Source organism: Xanthomonas sp. JL1 (assembly GCF_038405005.1).
In genome coordinates this window covers 21,927-40,567 of the sequence record NZ_JBBYGR010000012.1, presented here as the reverse complement: position 1 = coordinate 40,567, position 18,641 = coordinate 21,927, and the positions used below count along the sequence as shown (strand labels likewise).

General features: G+C 64.4%; 12 protein-coding genes and 2 pseudogenes. 13 read left to right on the top strand and 1 reads right to left on the bottom strand.

The genetic code is table 11. The features are described from left to right. Positions 1-2 precede the first annotated feature (2 nt). The 11 genes and pseudogenes from WJW29_RS03020 (at position 3) to lpxC (ending at position 14,012) form a co-directional block, all read left to right on the top strand. Complete coding sequence (locus tag WJW29_RS03020; protein ID WP_080493528.1) at positions 3-1,478, top strand: UDP-N-acetylmuramoyl-L-alanyl-D-glutamate--2,6-diaminopimelate ligase; 1,476 nt, start codon at positions 3-5, stop codon at positions 1,476-1,478. Beyond that, positions 1,475-2,986, top strand: a complete 1,512-nt coding sequence (gene murF, locus WJW29_RS03015) for a UDP-N-acetylmuramoyl-tripeptide--D-alanyl-D-alanine ligase (protein WP_011409378.1) — start codon at positions 1,475-1,477, stop codon at positions 2,984-2,986. The genes WJW29_RS03020 and murF overlap by 4 nt, the downstream gene beginning before the upstream one ends. Then, on the top strand, positions 2,976-4,061 hold the full coding sequence (mraY, locus tag WJW29_RS03010) for a phospho-N-acetylmuramoyl-pentapeptide-transferase (protein ID WP_012444187.1): 1,086 nt from the start codon (positions 2,976-2,978) through the stop codon (positions 4,059-4,061). Before murF ends, mraY begins: the two co-directional genes overlap by 11 nt. Beyond that, entirely contained in the window at positions 4,061-5,434 is a 1,374-nt protein-coding gene (gene ftsW, locus WJW29_RS03005; protein WP_011409377.1) for a putative lipid II flippase FtsW, read from the top strand. Before mraY ends, ftsW begins: the two co-directional genes overlap by 1 nt. Next, positions 5,431-6,549: pseudogene (murG, locus tag WJW29_RS03000) on the top strand (undecaprenyldiphospho-muramoylpentapeptide beta-N-acetylglucosaminyltransferase); the annotation flags it as partial. The gene ftsW and the pseudogene murG, both read left to right, overlap by 4 nt. A gap of 203 nt (positions 6,550-6,752) precedes the next feature. Further along, entirely contained in the window at positions 6,753-8,186 is a 1,434-nt protein-coding gene (gene murC, locus WJW29_RS02995) for a UDP-N-acetylmuramate--L-alanine ligase (RefSeq protein WP_011409375.1), read from the top strand. Further along, positions 8,183-9,139 (top strand): D-alanine--D-alanine ligase, encoded by a 957-nt coding sequence (locus WJW29_RS02990; protein WP_011409374.1) that lies wholly within the window; start codon positions 8,183-8,185, stop codon positions 9,137-9,139. The genes murC and WJW29_RS02990 overlap by 4 nt, the downstream gene beginning before the upstream one ends. A 124-nt stretch (positions 9,140-9,263) precedes the next feature. Then, a pseudogene (locus tag WJW29_RS02985) lies at positions 9,264-9,983 on the top strand (cell division protein FtsQ/DivIB); the annotation flags it as partial. A 98-nt stretch (positions 9,984-10,081) separates the two neighbouring features. Continuing rightward, positions 10,082-11,317 carry a cell division protein FtsA gene (gene ftsA, locus WJW29_RS02980; RefSeq protein WP_011260227.1) on the top strand — a complete coding sequence of 412 codons (1,236 nt, stop codon included), beginning with the start codon at positions 10,082-10,084 and terminating at the stop codon, positions 11,315-11,317. 302 nt (positions 11,318-11,619) lie between these two features. After that, the gene (gene ftsZ, locus WJW29_RS02975; protein WP_011260226.1) at positions 11,620-12,864 is read left to right on the top strand and encodes a cell division protein FtsZ; all 1,245 of its coding nucleotides are present in this window, start codon (positions 11,620-11,622) and stop codon (positions 12,862-12,864) included. 236 nt (positions 12,865-13,100) lie between these two features. Next, positions 13,101-14,012 (top strand): UDP-3-O-acyl-N-acetylglucosamine deacetylase, encoded by a 912-nt coding sequence (lpxC, locus tag WJW29_RS02970; protein WP_011260225.1) that lies wholly within the window; start codon positions 13,101-13,103, stop codon positions 14,010-14,012. Positions 14,013-14,198: 186 nt separating this feature from the next. On the opposite strand, the gene WJW29_RS02965 is transcribed toward lpxC, so the two are convergent. Continuing rightward, complete coding sequence (locus tag WJW29_RS02965) at positions 14,199-14,645, bottom strand: DUF721 domain-containing protein (protein WP_011260224.1); 447 nt, start codon at positions 14,643-14,645, stop codon at positions 14,199-14,201. Between WJW29_RS02965 and WJW29_RS02960 the strand changes: the two genes are divergently transcribed. Beyond that, positions 14,646-15,587 carry a M23 family metallopeptidase gene (locus WJW29_RS02960; protein ID WP_011409372.1) on the top strand — a complete coding sequence of 314 codons (942 nt, stop codon included), beginning with the start codon at positions 14,646-14,648 and terminating at the stop codon, positions 15,585-15,587. Positions 15,588-15,743: 156 nt separating this feature from the next. Continuing rightward, complete coding sequence (gene secA, locus WJW29_RS02955) at positions 15,744-18,482, top strand: preprotein translocase subunit SecA (protein WP_011260222.1); 2,739 nt, start codon at positions 15,744-15,746, stop codon at positions 18,480-18,482. The last annotated feature ends 159 nt before the right edge of the window (positions 18,483-18,641 follow it).

Sequence of the window (18,641 nt, the reverse complement as noted above, 5' to 3'; positions counted from 1 at the left end):
CCATGGCGCTTTCGCAGTTGCTGCCGGACGTGGCGCTGCCGCACGACGTGCAGGTCTCCGGTCTGGTGATGGATAGCCGTACCGTTGCTCCGGGCGATGCGTTCGTGGCGATCGCCGGCTTCGGTGCGCATGGCCTGGGCTTTGTCGAACAAGCGCGCGCCAATGGCGCAACAGCGGTGTTGTTCGAGCCGCCGGCTCCGGACGGTCTGCCGGTCCCCGTCGATGCGATTGCCGTGCCCGGTTTGCGCGCGCGCCTTGGCGTGATGGCCGATCAATTTCATGGCCGGCCGTCGCATGCAATGCGCATGGTCGGCGTCACTGGCACCAATGGCAAGACCTCCACCGTACAGTTGCTGGCGCAGGCGCTGACGCTGCTCGGTACGCCCACCGGCACGCTCGGCACCCTTGGCGTCGGTCTGTATGGTGCGGCCGTGTCGACCGGTTTCACCACGCCGCTGGTGCTGCCCACGCATGCGTTGCTGGCGCAGTTGCGCGATGAGGGCGCGCAGGCGGTGGCAATGGAGGTCAGCTCGCACGCGCTCGATCAGGGCCGCGTGGATGCGGTGCATTTCGACGTCGCGGTGTTCACCAATCTCACCCGCGATCATCTCGATTACCACGGCGAGATGGCGCAATACGGCGCCGCGAAGGCCAAGCTGTTCACCCGCCCTGGCTTGAAAGCCGCCGTGGTGAATCTGGACGATGGCTTCGGCCGCACGCTGTTCGCTTCGCGCGATCCCGTGCTGCGCGCGATCGGCGTGAGCTCGCGCGCACATGCCGATGCCAGCGTGAGCGCGCAGGCATTGCAGCTGGACCACAACGGCATCAACTTCGCCCTGAATATCCAGGGCGAAGTGCATCCGGTGCATTCGCCGTTGCTGGGCCGCTTCAACGTGGACAACCTGCTGGCCGTGGCCGGCGCGTTGTGGGCGCTGGACATCGCACCCGCGCAGATCGCCACCGTGCTCGGTCAGTTGCAGCCGATCCATGGCCGCATGAACCGTCTCGGTGGCGCACATGGCGCACCATTGGTGGTGGTCGATTACGCACACACCCCGGATGCGCTGGAACAGGCATTGAGCAGCCTGCGTTCGCATGCGCAGGACCGGCTGATCTGCGTGTTCGGCTGCGGTGGTGAACGTGACACCGGCAAACGCCCGCAGATGGCGGCGATTGCAGAACTCAACGCCGATGTGGCAATCGTCACCGACGACAACCCGCGTGGCGAAGATGGCGATGCGATTGTGGCCGATATCCTGCGCGGCTTCGCGCGCCCGGATGCCGCCATCGTACAGCGCGACCGCGCCGCAGCGATCCATCAGGCCATCGCCATGGCCAGCGCGTCCGACATCGTGTTGATCGCCGGCAAGGGACACGAGCCATACCAAGAAGTTGCCGGCGTGCGGCATGCCTTCGACGACGCCATCGTGGCGGCGCAGGTGCTGCTGCCGCGCACCGTGTTGGGAGTGCGCCCATGAAGCTCACCCCACTGTCATTGATTGCGCATTGGGCCGGCGGCGAACTGCATGGCGACGACGCCATGATCGATGCGGTCGGCAACGACACCCGCACGCTCGCCAATGGCAGCCTGTATAGCGCGCTGCGCGGCGAGCGTTTCGATGGACATGACTTTGCCGCCGACGCCGTCGCGCGTGGGGCCAGCGGATTGCTGGTGGAGCGCCTGCTGCCGGCGCTGAGCGTACCGCAGGTGGTGGTGAAAGATACCGAGCTGGCACTGGCGCGGATTGCTGCCAGTATGCAGCGCGACCGCGTCACGCGCGTGCTCGCGTTGACCGGTTCCAACGGCAAGACCAGCGTCAAGGCGCTGCTGCTGTCGATCCTGCAGGAAGCCGGGCGCGTGGAGGGCACGACCGTGTACGCCACGCCGGGCAACCGCAACAACGAGATCGGTTTGCCGCTGGCCGTGATTGCCGCGCCTGACGATGCGGACTTTGCGATCTACGAAATGGGTGCAGGCAAGCCGGGCGATATTGCCTATCTGACCGATATCGCGCAGCCGCATGTCGCGCTGGTCAACAACATCGCGCCCGCCCATCTGGAACGCCTGGGCAGCTTGCTCGGCATTGCACAGACCAAGGGCGCCATCTACGCCGCGCTGCCCGCCGATGGCGTGGCCGTGATCAATGCCGATGACGCTTTTGGCATGTGGTTCGAGCAGCAGTTGCAGGCGCAGCCGGTGCAGGGACGTTGCATCGTGCGCTACGGCTTGCAGATCGGTGCCGATATCACGGCGCGTGAGCTGCAACTGCAGGCTGGCGCTGCGCAGTTCACCTTGGTGACCCCGCAGGGCGAAGCGCAGGTTGCACTGCCGTTGCCGGGCCGCCACAACGTGCTCAACGCCTTGGCGGCAACCGGTCTGGCACTTGGTGCCGGCATCGCCTTGCCGGTGATCGCGGCCGGTCTGGCGCAGGCGCATCCGGTGGCCGGTCGGCAAATCGCGCAGACCTTGCCGAGTGGCGCGGTGCTGATCGACGACAGCTACAACGCCAACCCTGGCTCGCTGGATGCGGCCATCGATGCGTTGGCCGCCGCACCCGGCGAAGGCTGGCTGGTGCTCGGCGACATGCGCGAACTCGGCGCCGAAGGCCTCGCATTGCATGCCGCTGCCGGACGTCGCGCACGCGCGGCCAAGCTGCAGCGGCTGTACGCGCTGGGCGAGCTCAGCGCCGCCGCGGCGCAGGCATTTGGCGACGGCGGCCGCGTGTTCGCCACACACGGCGAGTTGATCGACGCCTTGCAGGCAGATCTGGTCGATACCGCCAGCCGGGAAACACGCACACAGCAACACGCATCGGGAAATACGCAGGAACATGCAGTGATTCACCAACAGAAATCGCCGTCCACGGCCGCTCTTTCAGGTGCCGCCTCCATCACGATCCTGGTGAAGGGTTCGCGCGGCAGCGCGATGGACCGCGTCGTCACCGCGCTGCTCGCATCAGCGGAGGGCGCATCCCATGCTGCTTGAGCTGGCCCGTTGGCTGCAGCAACTGGAGAGCCTGTTCGGGCTGTTCAACTATTTGACCTTCCGCGGCATTTTGGCTGCGTTGACCGCGCTGTTCCTGTCGTTGTGGATGGGCCCTGCGGTGATCCGCAAGCTCGCCCAGTTCAAGGGCGGCCAGCCGATCCGCCAGGACGGCCCGCAGACGCATTTTTCCAAGGCCGGCACGCCGACCATGGGCGGCTCGCTGATCCTGCTCACCGTCACCTTGTCGGTGCTGCTGTGGGGCGACCTGCGTAATCGCTATGTGTGGTTGGTGCTGGCGGTGATGATCTGCTTCGGTGCGATCGGCTGGTACGACGACTGGATCAAGATCGTGCGTCGCGACCCGAATGGGTTGAAATCGCGCTGGAAGTATCTGCTGCAGTCGATCTTCGGCCTGGCGGCCGGCTTGTTCCTGTACTACACCGCCGACGTCCCGGCGGCGATCACGTTTTACATCCCGATGTTCAAGTCCATCGCGCTGCCGCTGGCCGGCGTGAGCTTCGTGGTGATCGCCTACTTCTGGATCGTGGGTTTCTCCAATGCAGTGAACCTCACCGACGGCCTGGATGGTTTGGCCATCATGCCGACCGTGCTGGTGGCCTGCGCGCTGGGGGTGTTCGCGTATGCGTCGGGCAACGTGGTGTTTGCCGAATACCTGAAAATCCCGCTGATTCCCGGCGCTGGCGAGCTGATCATCATCTGCTCGGCGATCGCCGGGGCAGGGTTGGGCTTTCTCTGGTTCAACACCTACCCTGCAATGGTGTTCATGGGCGACATCGGCGCGCTGTCGCTGGGCGCGGTGCTCGGCACCATCGCGGTGATCGTGCGTCAGGAAATGGTGCTGGTGATCATGGGCGGCGTGTTCGTGATCGAAACGCTGTCGGTGATCATCCAGGTGGCCAGCTTCAAGCTGACCGGCAAGCGCGTGTTCCGCATGGCGCCGATCCACCACCATTTCGAACTCAAGGGTTGGCCGGAGCCGCGCGTGATCGTGCGTTTCTGGATCATTTCGGTGGTGCTGGTGCTGATCGGCCTTGCCACGTTGAAGGTGCGCTGATGAACGACATGTCCCGCCAGGCCACACGACTGGACGCCATCGGCGGCCGCTACGATCCGTGGCTGCTCGGGGCCGCGGTCACGCTCGCCTCGCTGGGCGTGGTGATGGTGGCGTCCAGCTCGATCGAGCTGGAAGCCAGCCCGTTCTACTACCTGACCCGCCACTTGCTGTTCCTGGGGGGCGGCATCGCGCTGGCGTTCTGGGCAATGCGCACCGAGCTCAAGACCATCGAACAGCATAACCAGATGCTGTTGCTGGCCTGCTTTGTGCTGCTCGTCGTGGTGTTCGTGCCTGGCCTGGGCAGCACCGTCAATGGCGCCAAGCGCTGGATCAACCTGGGCGTGTCGCGGTTTCAGGTGGTCGAATCGGTGAAAGTGTTCTACATCATCTGGCTTGCGAGCTATCTGGTGCGTTTCCGCGACGAGGTCAACGCGACCTGGCAGGCGATGCTCAAACCGGTGTTCGTGGTCGGCCTCTTGGTCGGCCTGTTGCTGCTGCAGCCGGACTTCGGCTCCTCGATGCTGCTGCTGAGCGTGACCGCCTGCATGCTTGTGCTGGGCGGTGCGCCGATCGGGCGCATCATCCTGCCGATCCTGCTGTTGCTGCCGGCATTGGTGGCATTGGTGATCTTCGAGCCGTACCGCATGCGGCGCGTGACCTCCTTCATGGACCCGTGGGTGGATCAGTTGGGCTCGGGCTACCAGCTGTCCAACGCCCTGATGGCCATCGGTCGCGGTCAGTGGACCGGCGTAGGCCTGGGCGCCTCGGTACAGAAGCTCAACTATCTGCCCGAATCGCACACCGACTTCATCTTCTCGGTGATCGCCGAGGAACTGGGCTTTGTGGGTGTGTGCGGGGTGATCGGGTTGTACGCGCTGCTGGTCGGTCGCGCCTTCTGGCTGGGCATGCGCTGCGTGGAAATGAAGCGGCATTTCTCCGGCTACATCGCCTTCGGCATCGGCCTGTGGATCGCAATGCAGAGCTTCGTGTCGATCGGCGTCAACCTGGGCATCCTGCCGACCAAGGGGCTGACCCTGCCGCTGATTTCGTCAGGCGGTTCATCGGTGCTGATGACCTGTCTTGCGATGGGTGTGCTGCTGCGGGTGTCCTACGAGGCCGATCGCGCCGAGCGCCTGCGCAGCAAGTTGTCTCCGCAGGGCGCGGCCATCTCGCCAGGTGAGCCAGCCGAGCCGGTGGTCGATGCGGTACCGCCGGCCTACGCGCCTGCGCGCAAGCCGCAACGCGACACTGCCGCTGCGCCCGCACCTGCCGCCGCCCCGGTTGCCGCCCATGTAGCACCGGCATCTGCCATCCTGCGCGGCACCAGCCGCATGCAACCGCGTGTGGAACCGACGTTTGGGAGGATTGCGTGAGCGTTTATGCGCATCTCTCGCAAACGCCCGCACATCCATCTGCGCGGATTCAGCCGGTGATGATTCTGGCCGGCGGCACCGGTGGGCATATTTTCCCGGGACTGGCCGTGGCCAAGGTGCTGAGCGCGCGCGGCGTGCCGGTGACCTGGCTGGGTGCCGATGGCGCGATGGAAACCCGCCTGGTGCCGCAGCACGACATTCCGATCGATACGCTGGCCATCACCGGCCTGCGCGGCAAAGGCATGGTGAAGTTGCTCGGCGCGCCGCTGCGGGTAATGCGCGCAGTGCGCGCCGCAGGCTTTGTGCTGCGCAAGCGCCAGCCGCGTGCGGTGATCAGTTTTGGCGGCTTTGCTGCCGGTCCGGGCGGGCTGGCTGCGCGCTTGCTCGGTGCGCCGTTGCTGGTGCACGAACAGAATCGCGCACCTGGCATGACAAACAAGGTGTTGTCGCGTTTCGCGCGCCGCGTGCTGACCGGCTTTCCGGGCAGCTTTGCTGGCGAAGAAGCGGTAGGCAACCCAGTGCGTGCAGAAATCGCTGCACTGCCTGCGCCGGCTGACCGTTTGGTCGGTCGCACCGGCCCGGTATGCGTCTTGGTGCTGGGCGGAAGCCAGGGCGCGCGCGTGTTGAATCAGGCGGTGCCGACAGCGCTGGCCGCACTCGGTCATCCGGATGTCGAGGTTCGCCATCAGTGCGGCGAAAAGCTGCGCGCCGAAGCCGAGGTGGCGTATGCACAGGCCAGCGTCAACGCCAGCGTCGAACCCTTTATCGCCGACATGGCTGCGGCCTATGCGTGGGCCGATCTGGTGGTGTGCCGTGCCGGGGCTTCCACGCTTGCAGAGCTGTGCGCCGCCGGTGTCGGCAGCGTGCTGGTGCCGTTTGCCGCCGCCGTGGACGACCATCAAACCCGCAATGCCGAATATCTGGTTGGGGCCGACGCCGCCGTGCTGCTCAAGCAGGACGACAGCCTGGCAGTGCGCTTGCAGCAGGTGTTGCAGACGTTGCTCACCGACCCGGCCCGTCGCCTGTCGATGGCCAACGCCGCACGCACCCTGGCCAAGCCGGACGCCGCCGAGCGCATCGCCGACATCATTCTTCAGGAGGCCGGGACTGGGGATCGCCAGCCTCCGGCTGTCGAAGAGCGAGCGGGATTCGGGATTGGTAAAGAGCAACAGCACAAGCAGGACAGCATGCAGAACTCCGTTGATGGTCAATTTTCGGGGCGATCGACCGCCGCCGTTGCCAATCTCCAATGCCGCTCGCTCTTCGACAGCCACAGGCTGGCCATCCTCACTCCCGGCACCTTCGCAGGGGGTGCAGCTTGATCCGCCGTCTGCAGGACAGTGGCGATCTGGTGCGCGCGTTTCCGCGCGTGCATTTCGTCGGCATCGGCGGCACCGGCATGAGCGGCATTGCCGAGGTGATGTTGACGCTGGGCTATGAAGTCTCCGGCTCGGATAACTCGGATAACGTGGCCACGCGTCGCTTGGCCAAGCTGGGTGCGCGCGTGATGCGCGGCCACTCGGCCGCCAATGTGTTGGGCACCGATTGCGTGGTGGTCTCCAGCGCCATTCGCGATGACAACCCCGAGCTGATGGAAGCGCGCAGCCAGCGCATTCCGATCATGCCGCGTGCCGCGATGCTGGCCGAGTTGATGCGCTTCCGCCGCGGCATCGCGGTGGCCGGCACGCATGGCAAGACCACCACCACCAGCCTGGCTGCAGCGGTGCTGAGCGAAGGCGGGTTGGACCCGACGTTCGTCATCGGCGGCCAGCTGCTGGCCGCAGGCGCCAACGCAAAACTCGGTGGCGGCCAATGGCTGGTCGCCGAGGCCGACGAGAGCGATGGCAGCTTCCTGCGCCTGAATCCGTTGATGGCCGTCATCACCAACATCGATGCGGATCACCTGGAAAATTACGGCAACGATTTCGCGCGTATCCAGGCCGCATTCGCCGAATTCCTGCAGCGCCTGCCGTTCTATGGCCTGTCACTGCTGTGCATCGACGACCCGGAAGTCGCTGCGCTGGCCGGCAGGACGCCGCGCCACGTGATGAGCTACGGCATGAGCGAAAACGCCGACGTGCGCGCCGAAGATGTGGTGCAGGACGGTCCGCGCATGCGCTTCACGCTGCGTCTGCCGGAAGGCACCACCACGCCAGTGACATTGGCGCTGCCGGGGCGTCACAACGTGCTCAATGCACTGGCGGCTGCCGCAATCGGCTGGCAGCTCGGCGTGGCTCCGGGCACCATTGCACGCGCGCTGGAAAACTTCGCCGGCATCGGCCGTCGTTTCAACGATCTGGGCGAAGTCACCACCAGCACCGGCGCGCGCGTGCGCGTGGTCGACGATTACGGCCACCATCCACGCGAGCTCGAAGCCGTGTTCGCTGCGGCGCGTGGTGGCTGGCCGGACAAGCGCCTGGTCGTCGCATTCCAGCCACACCGCTATAGCCGCACCCGCGATCAGTTCGACGCCTTCGCCGCGGTGCTCAGCACGGTCGACGCATTGGTGTTGAGCGAGGTCTACCCGGCAGGCGAAGCGCCGATTCCGGGCGCCGATTCGCGTGCACTAGCGCGCGCCATCCGTGCGCGCGGCCGCAGCGAACCGGTGGTCGTCGGCCAGATCGCCAGCCTTGCCGAAGTGTTGCCGGACGTGCTGCAAGACGGTGACCTGCTGTTGATGATGGGCGCCGGCGATATCGGTTATGTGGCACAGCACATCATCAACAACGGGTTTGTCGGAGAGCCGGCATGAGCGCGGTCATCGCCAATGCCCGCACCAGCGATCCGGCCATCTTTGGCCGCGTCGCCGTGTTGCTCGGCGGCACTTCGTCCGAGCGCGAGGTGTCCTTGAACTCCGGCAGCAATGTGCTGGAAGCGCTGCGTGCGCGCGGCGTCGATGCGCAGCCGGTCGATGGCATTGCGGCACTGGCCAAGGCGTTGGTCGCGCAGCAGTTTGATCGCGTGTTCAATGTGCTGCACGGCCATAACGGCGGCGGCGAAGACGGCATCGTGCAGGGCCTGATGGAAGCTTTCGGCGTGCCGTATACCGGCTCGGATGTGCTTGGCTCGGCGTTGAGCATGGACAAGATCCGTACCAAACAGGTGTGGCTGTCGCTGGGCCTGTCGACACCGCGTTACGCGCGGTTGGCTGCTGGCGCCAGCGCCGCGGACATTCATGTCGCGGCACAACAGCTCGGTTTACCGGTCATCGTCAAGCCGGCCAATGAAGGCTCAAGCGTTGGCGTCAGCCGCGTGTTCGACCAGGCACAGCTCGAAGACGCAGTGACCCTGGCTGCCCGCTACGACGGTGCGCTGTTGATGGAGCAGTTGATCGAAGGCGACGAACTGACCGTTGCGGTGCTCGGCGACACCGCGTTGCCGTCCATCCGCATCGTGCCCAAGGGCCAGTGGTACGACTACAACGCCAAGTACATCGCCGAAGACACGCAGTATCTGTGCCCGGGCCTGGAAGGCGAGCCCGAAGCGCAGATCCGCCAACTTGCGCTCGATGCGTTCCGCGCTGCCGGCTGCCGTGGCTGGGGCCGCGTGGACGTGATGCGCGATGGCAGCAGCGGCCAGCTGTATCTGCTCGAAGTGAACACCGCTCCCGGCATGACCAGCCACTCGCTGGTGCCCAAGGCCGCCCGCCAGCTCGGCATCGATTTCGAAGAACTGGTCTGGCGCGTGCTGGAGCAGACGCTGTGATGACGGGATTGGGGATTCGGCATTCGGGATTGGTGAACGGCGGTGCCATGCGCGCCTTTGCTGTGGCTGCTGCCGTGACCAACCCCCAATCTCCAATGCCGAATCCCGTGTGCGGAGCGCGCCCATGAACGCCACCCTGCGCATCCTGGCCTGGTTGCTCGCGCTGGCGTTGGTCGCGCTGCCGGTGGTGGCTGTGCTCAATGGCTGGGTCGGTGCCGAGCGTTGGCCGTTGGCCAAGTTGCGCGTGTCCGGCGACTTCAAGCGCGTGCCGGCCGAAGAGTTGCGTGCGGTGGTGTTGCCGTATGCGCGTGCCGGTTTTTTTGCGGTGAAACTGCAGCAGGCGCAGGACGCCATCGCGCGCTTGCCGTGGGTGGAAAGTGCGCAGGTGCGCAAGCGCTGGCCGGACGTGCTGGAAGTGCACGTGACCGAGCACAAGCCGTTTGCGCGCTGGGGCACCGACCGCATGCTGTCCGAGCAGGGCCGGCTGTTTCGCACCCCGCCGCTGTTGAAGGATTTCAAGTTGCCGCAGCTGGGTGGGCCGGACAGCAAAACCCAGGATGTGGTGGCGCTATACAACGAATCGCGCGCCTTGTTCGCACCGACCGGGCTGGATGTGGAGCGTCTTGAAATGGACGCGCGCGGCAGCTGGTCGCTGGGTCTGAGCAATGGCGTGCAGATCGTGGTCGGCCGCGACGATGCGCGCGCCCGTCTGCAGCGCTTCGCACGCATGCTGCCGCAGCTGGCCGATCCGCAGCGCCCGATCTCCCGCGCCGACCTTCGCTACACCAATGGATTTACCGTTGAAAGGCGGGCGGTGGAGAGTGGGGATTCGGGATTGGAAAAATCGACGCCTCGGCATCGCGCGGCATCCTCTCGGGTTGCCCTGGTCCATCCGCGTTTCACGACTCCCGACTCCCGACTCCCGACTCCCGGCTTTAAGACATGAATCGCAAAGGCGACAAATCCCTCATCGTTGGACTGGACATCGGCACTTCCAAGGTCGTTGCGCTGGTCGGCGAATACTCGCCCGGCAATCCGATCGAAGTGATCGGCATCGGTTCGCATGAATCGCGCGGTCTCAAGCGCGGTGTGGTGGTGGACATCGAATCCACCGTGCAGTCGATCCAGCGTGCGGTGGAGGAAGCCGAACTGATGGCTGGCTGCGAGATCCGCTCGGTGTATGCCTCGATTTCCGGCAACCACGTGCAGTGCAAGAATTCGCCCGGCATCGTGCCGATCCGCGACGGCGAAGTGACCTGGAGCGATCTGGAGCGTGTGCTCGATGCCGCCAAGGCGGTGGCCATTCCTGCCGATCAGCGCATCCTGCATGCGATCCCGCGCGAGTACGTGCTGGACGATTCGCAGGAAGGCATCCGTAACCCGGTCGGCATGACCGGCGTGCGCCTGGAGGTGCAAGCGCATCTGGTGGTGTGCGCGCAGTCGGCCGCCGCCAACATCACCAAGTGCGTGCAGAAGTGCGGCCTGCATGTCGACGATCTGGTGCTGTCGTCGCTGGCATCGTCGGTCGCAGTGCTGACCGCCGACGAACGCGAGCTCGGCGTGGTGCTGGTGGACATCGGCGCCGGCACCACCGATCTGGCGGTGTACGTGCAGGGCGCGATCTGCCATACCGCTTCCTTGCCGATTGCCGGCGACCACGTCACCAACGACATCGCGCACATGCTGCGCACGCCCACGCCGGAAGCCGAGCAGATCAAGGTCCGCTACGCCTGTGCGCTGGCGCAGCTGGCCACCGCCGAAGAGAGCATCCAGGTGCCATCGGTGGGCGATCGCCCGCCGCGCCGCATGCCCCGCCATGCACTCGCGCAGGCGGTGCAGGGCCGTTACGAAGAAATCTTCGAGATGGTGCAGGCCGAACTGCGCCGCTCCGGCTTCGAAGAAATGGTGCGCGCCGGCATGGTGCTCACCGGCGGCGCCTCGAAGATGGAAGGCGTGGTGGAACTGGCCGAGGAAATGCTGCAAATGCCGGTGCGCGTAGGCATTCCGCAGCACGTCACGGGCTTGGGCGAAGTCGTCGGCAACCCGGTGCATGCCTCGGGCGTCGGCCTGTTGCTGATGGGCAGCCAGATCGAACATCCGCGTCGCCCGTCGATCCCGACCGGACGCGCGGGAAGCTTGTTCAAGAAATTGAAGAATTGGTATCGCGGCGAATTCTGACGGGCCGAGATTCGGGAGTTTGAATTCGGGATTGGCAAGAGCAAGAGCGAAAGGCAAAGCGGCGGCGGTTGCGAAGATGAAGTAGAGAGCGGCGAGCAGGTAGGCGGTAAAATTTTTTTGCAGGCATTGCGTCGAGGAGCAGGTGTGGTGAGTCGTTGAGCGCAACAGCGCATCAATGGCCACGCAACCGAGACCCGACTTTCAAACAACAACACTCGCCGTGATGCGGAGTAGGGCAGGGACCAGCGCGTTTGCGACTCCCCTCTCCCCACTTCTCACTCCCGGCTCAAGAGGACACTGACATGGCACATTTCGAACTGATTGAAAAAATGGCTCCCAACGCAGTCATCAAGGTTGTGGGCGTGGGCGGTGGCGGCGGCAATGCCGTCGCGCACATGGTCAACACCAACGTCGATGGCGTGGAATTCATCACCGCCAACACCGACTCGCAAGCGATCAAGAATTGCGGCGCCAAGTTGCAGCTGCAGCTTGGCACCAACGTCACCAAGGGCCTGGGCGCAGGCGCCAATCCGGAAGTCGGCCGCCAGGCCGCGCTGGAAGATCGCGAGCGCATCATGGACGCGCTGCAGGGTGCGGACATGGTCTTCATCACCGCCGGCATGGGTGGCGGGACCGGCACCGGCGCCGCACCGGTGGTCGCACAGCTGGCCAAGGAGATGGGCATCCTGACCGTGGCCGTGGTCACCAAGCCGTTTCCGTTCGAAGGCCGTCGCCGCATGCAGGTGGCGCTGAAGGGCATCGAAGAGTTGAGCCAGCATTGCGATTCGCTGATCACCATCCCCAATGAAAAGCTGATCACCGTGCTGGGCCGCAACGCCACCATGATCCAGGCGTTCCGCGCTGCCAACGACGTGCTGCAGGGCGCGGTGCAGGGCATCGCCGATCTGATCGTGCGTCCGGGCCTGATCAACGTCGACTTCGCCGACGTGCGCACCGTGATGTCGGAAATGGGTCTGGCCATGATGGGCACCGGTTCGGCACGCGGCGACGATCGCGCGCAGGCCGCTGCCGAAGCCGCCATCCAGAACCCGCTGCTGGACGATGTGAACCTGGCCGGCGCCAACGGCATCCTGGTCAACATCACCGCCGGCCCGGACTTCACCATGTCCGAGTTCGACGAGATCGGCCGCACCATCGAAGCCTTCGCCTCGGAAGATGCCACCGTGGTCGTCGGTACCGTGCTCGACCCGGACATGCAGGACGAAGTGCGCGTGACCGTGGTGGCCACCGGCCTGAACCGTGCGGTTGCGCGGCAGCCCCAGCGTCCGGATCAGCGTGCGCCGATCAAGTTGGTGCGCAATGCCACCACCGGGCAGCCGGAATTCGGCGACTTCGACACCAACAGCGGCGACGCGGTGTCCAAGGCCGTCGGCGGCAGCATGGGCCTGGGCCTGCGTCGTCCGAGCAGCGACTCGGCTGGCAGCAGCAGCGGCAACCACACCAGCGGCGGCTCCTCGGCGCCGGCGGCTGACCTGCCCAACGATTATCTGGATATTCCGGCGTTCCTGCGCCGCCAGGCCGACTAAGGAGCGTCGGCCGCGTCGCTACGGTGACGCAGCCCGTCTTGCCCCGGAGTCCGCTTCGGGGTGCATTGCCATGCCATGTCATTTCTGCCGGATCGGTGCCGATCCGGCAGCTTTTGTAACAGCGTGACCGGGTGATGACAGTTTCCGTCACGCGCGACTTGTTAAAATACTGATAATCTCAGCGGGCCAGGCAGTCGATTCAGCGTCTGTCTGCATTGTTCAGCCAGACTTCGCATATGACCCAGCAACGCACGCTCAAGAACACCATTCGCGCCACCGGCGTCGGCCTGCATAGCGGCGACAAGGTGTATATGACGCTACGACCGGCTCCGGTCGATCATGGCGTGGTGTTCCGACGTGTGGACCTGGAACCGATCGTCGAAGTCCCCGCCGATGCCGAGCTGGTCACCGAAACCACGTTGTGCACCGGCCTGAGCTGCAACGGTGCCAAGATCCAGACCGTCGAACATCTGATGTCCGCATTGGCGGGCTTGGGTGTGGACAATGTCATCGTCGAACTGTCCTCGGCCGAGTTGCCCATCATGGATGGTTCGTCCGGCCCGTTCGTGTTCCTGCTGCAGTCGGCAGGTATCGTCGAACAGAGCAAGCCCAAGCGCTTCATCCGGATCAAGCAGACCGTGGAAGTGCGCGACGGCGACAAGGTGGCGCGCTTTGAGCCCTACGAGGGCTACAAGCTTGGTTTCACCATCGAATTCAATCACCCGATGATCCCGGCCAAGCAGTCGCGCCAGGAAATCGATTTCTCCACGTCGGCGTACGTCACGGAAATTTCGCGCGCGCGCACCTTCGGTTTCATGCGCGACCTCGAGTACATGCGCGAGCGCAATCTGGGCCTGGGCGGTTCAATGGACAACGCCATCGTGCTGGACGAGTTCCGTGTGCTCAACGAAGACGGCCTGCGCTACACCAACGAATTCGTGCGGCACAAGATTCTGGACGCCATTGGCGATCTGTATCTGGCTGGCGGCGCCATCCTGGGTGCTTACGAAGGCTTCAAATCCGGCCACGCCCTCAACAACAAACTGGTGCGTGCGTTGTTGGCCGACCAGGCCGCCTGGGAATGGGTGAGCTTCCCGGAAGGCACCGAGCAGCCGCCGGTCACCTACGCCAGCCCTGTCTACGCGTAGTGTCAGGGAATGCCCTAGTTGGCACAGAAAGTGTGAATCAAGTTGTATTTTTTGTTCATTCTTAACATTTATCTAATAATTCCCTAACTCCTGCGGCCGACATGCCCGCTAGGATGCGTCGGGCCGTGTGAGCTCTTCGCAACGCTCTCACGCACTGGCGGCCGCTCTGGATGAGCGGTGAAGACCTTACCGCTTCGTCGGTAAGACGTCCTGCAAGGAAGCCAACGCGTCGCGCAAACCTTTGTGCGTCGCCTCTGACACGGGTTTAGGACGGTCGCGGTTCTGCTGCGTTGGGGAATGCAGCGGCGCGGTTGCGGTCTTGACGGTCACTGCGGTGGCCTCCAGTCCGATGGATCGGGCGGCATCCAGGATTTGGGTTTCGGCAAGTCGCACCTTGGCATGCCAGACCGGCGAATCCACCAGAAAAACGAGCTGTTTGCCTCGGACATTGGCTAACCGGCAACGGGTGGCCAGATGAGGTGGTAACAGGGAGCGCAACTGCCGGTCCAGTGCATCGAGCCACAAGGCTCGGCGCAAGGGGTCGCCAGCCTTTTCCCCCAACGCGGCCTCGATGGCCGGTTGTGGAGTGGAAGGGGTGTGTGCGTTGGACTTGGGCTTGGACATGACACTCATATGGCGTTGAAAAAATTTGTCATCAAATCCCGGCAGACCCGGGCGCAGCGTGCGGCCCGGCAGTTCCAGGACGTTGCAGCAGATCGGCCGATGGTGGTGCTTGGTGCGGTACTGGGCCTGGGCATGCTGATCGGCGTTGGTGCAAGCACCGCCACCGGCATGGTGACCAATTCCGCGCTGCAGGCCAAGGTTGCGCAACAGCAGGCCGAGCTGGCCCAGGCGCAGCGCGCCTCACAGGCGCAGGTCAATGCGCTGGCCGCCCGTCTGGGCGAGCTGCAGGCGCAGGCGACCCGCCTCAATGCATTGGGCGAGCGCCTCACCGAGATGGGCAAGTTGAAGGACGGCGAGTTCGACTTCGATGAGCCTGTCGGCGTCGGTGGCGGCGATGAGCCGGTCAGCGACATGCCGGTGAAAGAGCTGAAGGAGACGCTCGGGCAAGTGGAGCAGCAGTTCTCCGCCTCCGGCCAGCAACTGGACGTCCTGGCCTCGCTGATGTTCGATCATCAGCTCGAGCAGAACGCGGTGCCTTCGCGGATGCCGATCCGCAACACCTACATCACCTCCGGCTTCGGCGGTCGCGCCGACCCGTTCGACGGTGGTTCGGCCTTCCACAAGGGTGTGGACTTCCACGCCAACGTGGGCGACCCGGTGATGTCGGTTGCCGATGGCGTGGTCAGCTACGCCGGTGTGCGTGGCGGCTACGGCAATGTGGTGGAAGTGGATCACGGCAATGGCTATGTGACCCGCTATGCGCACAACTCGCGTCTGGTGGTGAAGGTGGGCGATCTGGTGCGTGCCGGCCAGCAGGTGGCGCGTGCCGGCTCCAGCGGCCGTTCTACCGCCGCACACGTGCATTTCGAGGTCTGGGCGGACGGGCGCGTGGTCAATCCGCGCAAATTCCTGGGTGAAACCACGCCGGTGGGACGTCAAGGGCGCGGTTGACGAAGGCGCGGGCCGCGCTTGATTCGTGAAGGCCCGCCCCAAGCTACAATAGGGTGTTGCCATCGACAGGGCGCAGTGCGCCCTGTTTCGTTTACGGCGGTCGGGTCTGTGGGGACCGGCGTCGGTCAAACCGTTCCTTTTCAACCGGTTTCTTCAATGATCAACAGTCTGCTTACCCGTGTCTTTGGCAGTCGTAACGAACGCCAGCTGCGCCAGCTCACCCGCCTCGTCACCCAGATCAATGCGCTGGAGCCGACGATCGAGAAGCTCTCTGACGCCGAGCTGCAAGCCAAGACCCCGGAGTTCAAGCAGCGGCTTGCCGCCGGTGAGTCCCTGGACAAGATTCTTCCCGAAGCCTTTGCGGTGTGCCGCGAGGCCAGCCGCCGCGTGCTCGGCATGCGCCATTACGATGTGCAGCTGATCGGCGGCATGGTGTTGCACCTGGGCAAGATCGCTGAGATGCGCACCGGCGAAGGCAAGACCCTGGTGGCCACGCTGCCGGTGTACCTCAACGCGCTGCAGGGCGAGGGCGTGCACGTGGTCACGGTCAACGACTACCTGGCGCGCCGCGACGCCGCGCAGATGGGCAAGTTGTACAACTGGCTGGGCCTGAGCGTAGGCGTGGTGTATCCGGGCATGCCGCACAGCGACAAGCGCGAGGCCTACGGCAGCGACATCACCTACGGCACCAATAACGAATTCGGCTTCGACTACCTGCGCGACAACATGGCGCTGTCGCGCGCCGACCGCTACCAGCGTACTCTGCATTACGCGATCGTCGACGAAGTGGACTCGATCCTGATCGACGAAGCGCGCACCCCGCTGATCATCTCCGGCCCGGCCGACGAGTCGCCGGAGCTGTACATCCGCGTCAACCGCATCGTGCCGCAGCTGACCAAGCAGGAAAGCGAAGAAGGCGAAGGCGATTTCTGGGTCGACGAGAAGGGCAAGCAGGTGCATCTGTCGGAGGCGGGCATGGGCCACGCCGAAGAACTGCTGCTGCAGGCCGGCATCCTGGAAAACGCCGAAGACGGCCTGTATGCCGCGCAGAACCTGAGCGTGGTGCATCACCTCAACGCGGCGCTGCGTGCGCATGCGATCTATCAGCGCGATGTGGATTACATCGTGCGCGATGGCGAAGTGGTGATCGTGGACGAATTCACCGGCCGTACGCTGTCCGGGCGGCGCTGGTCCGACGGTCTGCATCAGGCGGTCGAAGCGAAGGAAGGCGTGCCGGTGCAGCGCGAAAACCAGACGCTGGCCAGCATCACCTTCCAGAACCTGTTCCGCATGTACAAGAAGCTGTCCGGCATGACCGGTACGGCCGACACCGAAGCCTACGAATTCCAGAGCATCTACGGCCTGGAAGTGGTGGTGATCCCGACCAACCGCCCGACCGTGCGCAAGGACCATCCGGACCAGGTGTTCCTCAACCGCAAGGGCAAGTTCAACGCGGTGCTGGCCGACATCGAAGACTGTGCCAAGCGCGGTCAGCCGGTGTTGGTGGGGACGACCTCGATCGAGACCTCGGAAATGCTGTCCGAGCATCTGCGCAAAGCCGGGGTGAAGCACGAAGTGCTCAACGCCAAGCAGCACGAGCGCGAAGCCACCATCGTGGCCAACGCCGGCCAACCGGGCGCGGTAACCATCGCCACCAATATGGCCGGTCGCGGTACCGACATCGTGCTGGGCGGTTCGTTGGAATCGGAGTATCACGCCCTCGGCGAAGACGCCACCGAAGACGCGCGCTTCAAGATCAAGACCGACTGGCAGCGTCGTCATGACGCGGTCAAGGCGGCCGGCGGCCTGCACATCATCGGTACCGAACGCCACGAATCGCGGCGTATCGACAACCAGCTGCGCGGCCGTGCCGGTCGTCAGGGCGACCCGGGTTCGTCGCGCTTCTATCTGTCGCTGGAAGACAATCTGATGCGCATCTTCGCCTCGGACTGGGTCCAGAAGGCGATGCGCATGATGGGCATGAAGGAAGACGACGTCATCGAAGATCGCCTGGTCAGCCGGCAGATCGAAAAGGCGCAGCGCAAGGTGGAAGCGCATAACTTCGACATCCGCAAGAACCTGCTGGATTTCGACGACGTCAACAACGATCAGCGCAAGGTGATCTACGCCCAGCGCGATGAATTGCTGGACGCCGAGTCGGTCAAGGACAACGTCGACGGGATTCGCGGCGATGTGATCTATGATCTGGTTGCACGCTTCGTGCCGCCCAATTCGGTGGACGAACAGTGGGACGTGAAGGGCCTGGAAGCTACGCTGGAGTCCGAGCTGGGCGTGACCTTGTCGCTGACCGACATGGTGCGCACGCAAGAAGAGATTGATGCCGAGCAGATTGCCGCCAAGGTGCAGGCAGCAGTGGATGCGCACTTCGCCGAGAAGGAAGCGGCCGTGGGCAACGACACCATGCGCGCGTTGGAAAAGCACGTGATGCTGACCGTGCTCGACCAGGGCTGGAAGGAGCACCTGGCCAAGATGGATTACCTGCGCCAGGGCATCTATCTGCGCGGTTACGCACAGAAGCAGCCCAAGCAGGAATATAAAAAAGAAGCGTTCGAGCTGTTCTCCGAGATGCTGGAGAACGTCAAGCGTGAAGTGATCCATCTGCTGGCGCGTGTGCGCATCCGCAGCGAAGAAGAAGTGGCCGAACTGGAAGAGCAGGAACGTCTCCATGCGCAGGCGCGCTTGATGGCCTCGCAATTCCAGCACCAGGATGTGGGTGGCTACGGCACTGACGAGGAAGCCGCGCAGGTGCAGAGCGGCAACGCGCCGGTCCCGGTCTCGCAGGTCACCCGCGACGAGCCAAAGGTCGGCCGCAACGATCCTTGCCCCTGCGGCAGCGGCAAGAAGTACAAGCACTGCCACGGTCAACTCAGCTGAGCTGAGTTGACCGTGGAGCAGCCCGCTTTGCGGGCTGCTCACCCAGCGTCCGCGTTGCGGACGTTGGGTGCACGGTACTCTTCCGATCCCCGCGCCGTTGGCGCGCCTCCTTACCAAGGGGGCTGTGCTGACGGAGAGTTGGTGGGGCTTTTGAGAAGT

Coding starts and splice junctions, on each gene's coding strand:
- WJW29_RS03020 (WP_080493528.1), top strand. CDS start 3: ATGGCGCTTTCGCAGTTGCTGCCGGACGTGGCGCTGCCGCACGACGTG.
- murF (WP_011409378.1), top strand. CDS start 1,475: ATGAAGCTCACCCCACTGTCATTGATTGCGCATTGGGCCGGCGGCGAA.
- mraY (WP_012444187.1), top strand. CDS start 2,976: ATGCTGCTTGAGCTGGCCCGTTGGCTGCAGCAACTGGAGAGCCTGTTC.
- ftsW (WP_011409377.1), top strand. CDS start 4,061: ATGAACGACATGTCCCGCCAGGCCACACGACTGGACGCCATCGGCGGC.
- WJW29_RS02990 (WP_011409374.1), top strand. CDS start 8,183: ATGAGCGCGGTCATCGCCAATGCCCGCACCAGCGATCCGGCCATCTTT.
- ftsA (WP_011260227.1), top strand. CDS start 10,082: ATGAATCGCAAAGGCGACAAATCCCTCATCGTTGGACTGGACATCGGC.
- ftsZ (WP_011260226.1), top strand. CDS start 11,620: ATGGCACATTTCGAACTGATTGAAAAAATGGCTCCCAACGCAGTCATC.
- lpxC (WP_011260225.1), top strand. CDS start 13,101: ATGACCCAGCAACGCACGCTCAAGAACACCATTCGCGCCACCGGCGTC.
- WJW29_RS02965 (WP_011260224.1), bottom strand. CDS start 14,645: ATGAGTGTCATGTCCAAGCCCAAGTCCAACGCACACACCCCTTCCACT.
- WJW29_RS02960 (WP_011409372.1), top strand. CDS start 14,646: ATGGCGTTGAAAAAATTTGTCATCAAATCCCGGCAGACCCGGGCGCAG.
- secA (WP_011260222.1), top strand. CDS start 15,744: ATGATCAACAGTCTGCTTACCCGTGTCTTTGGCAGTCGTAACGAACGC.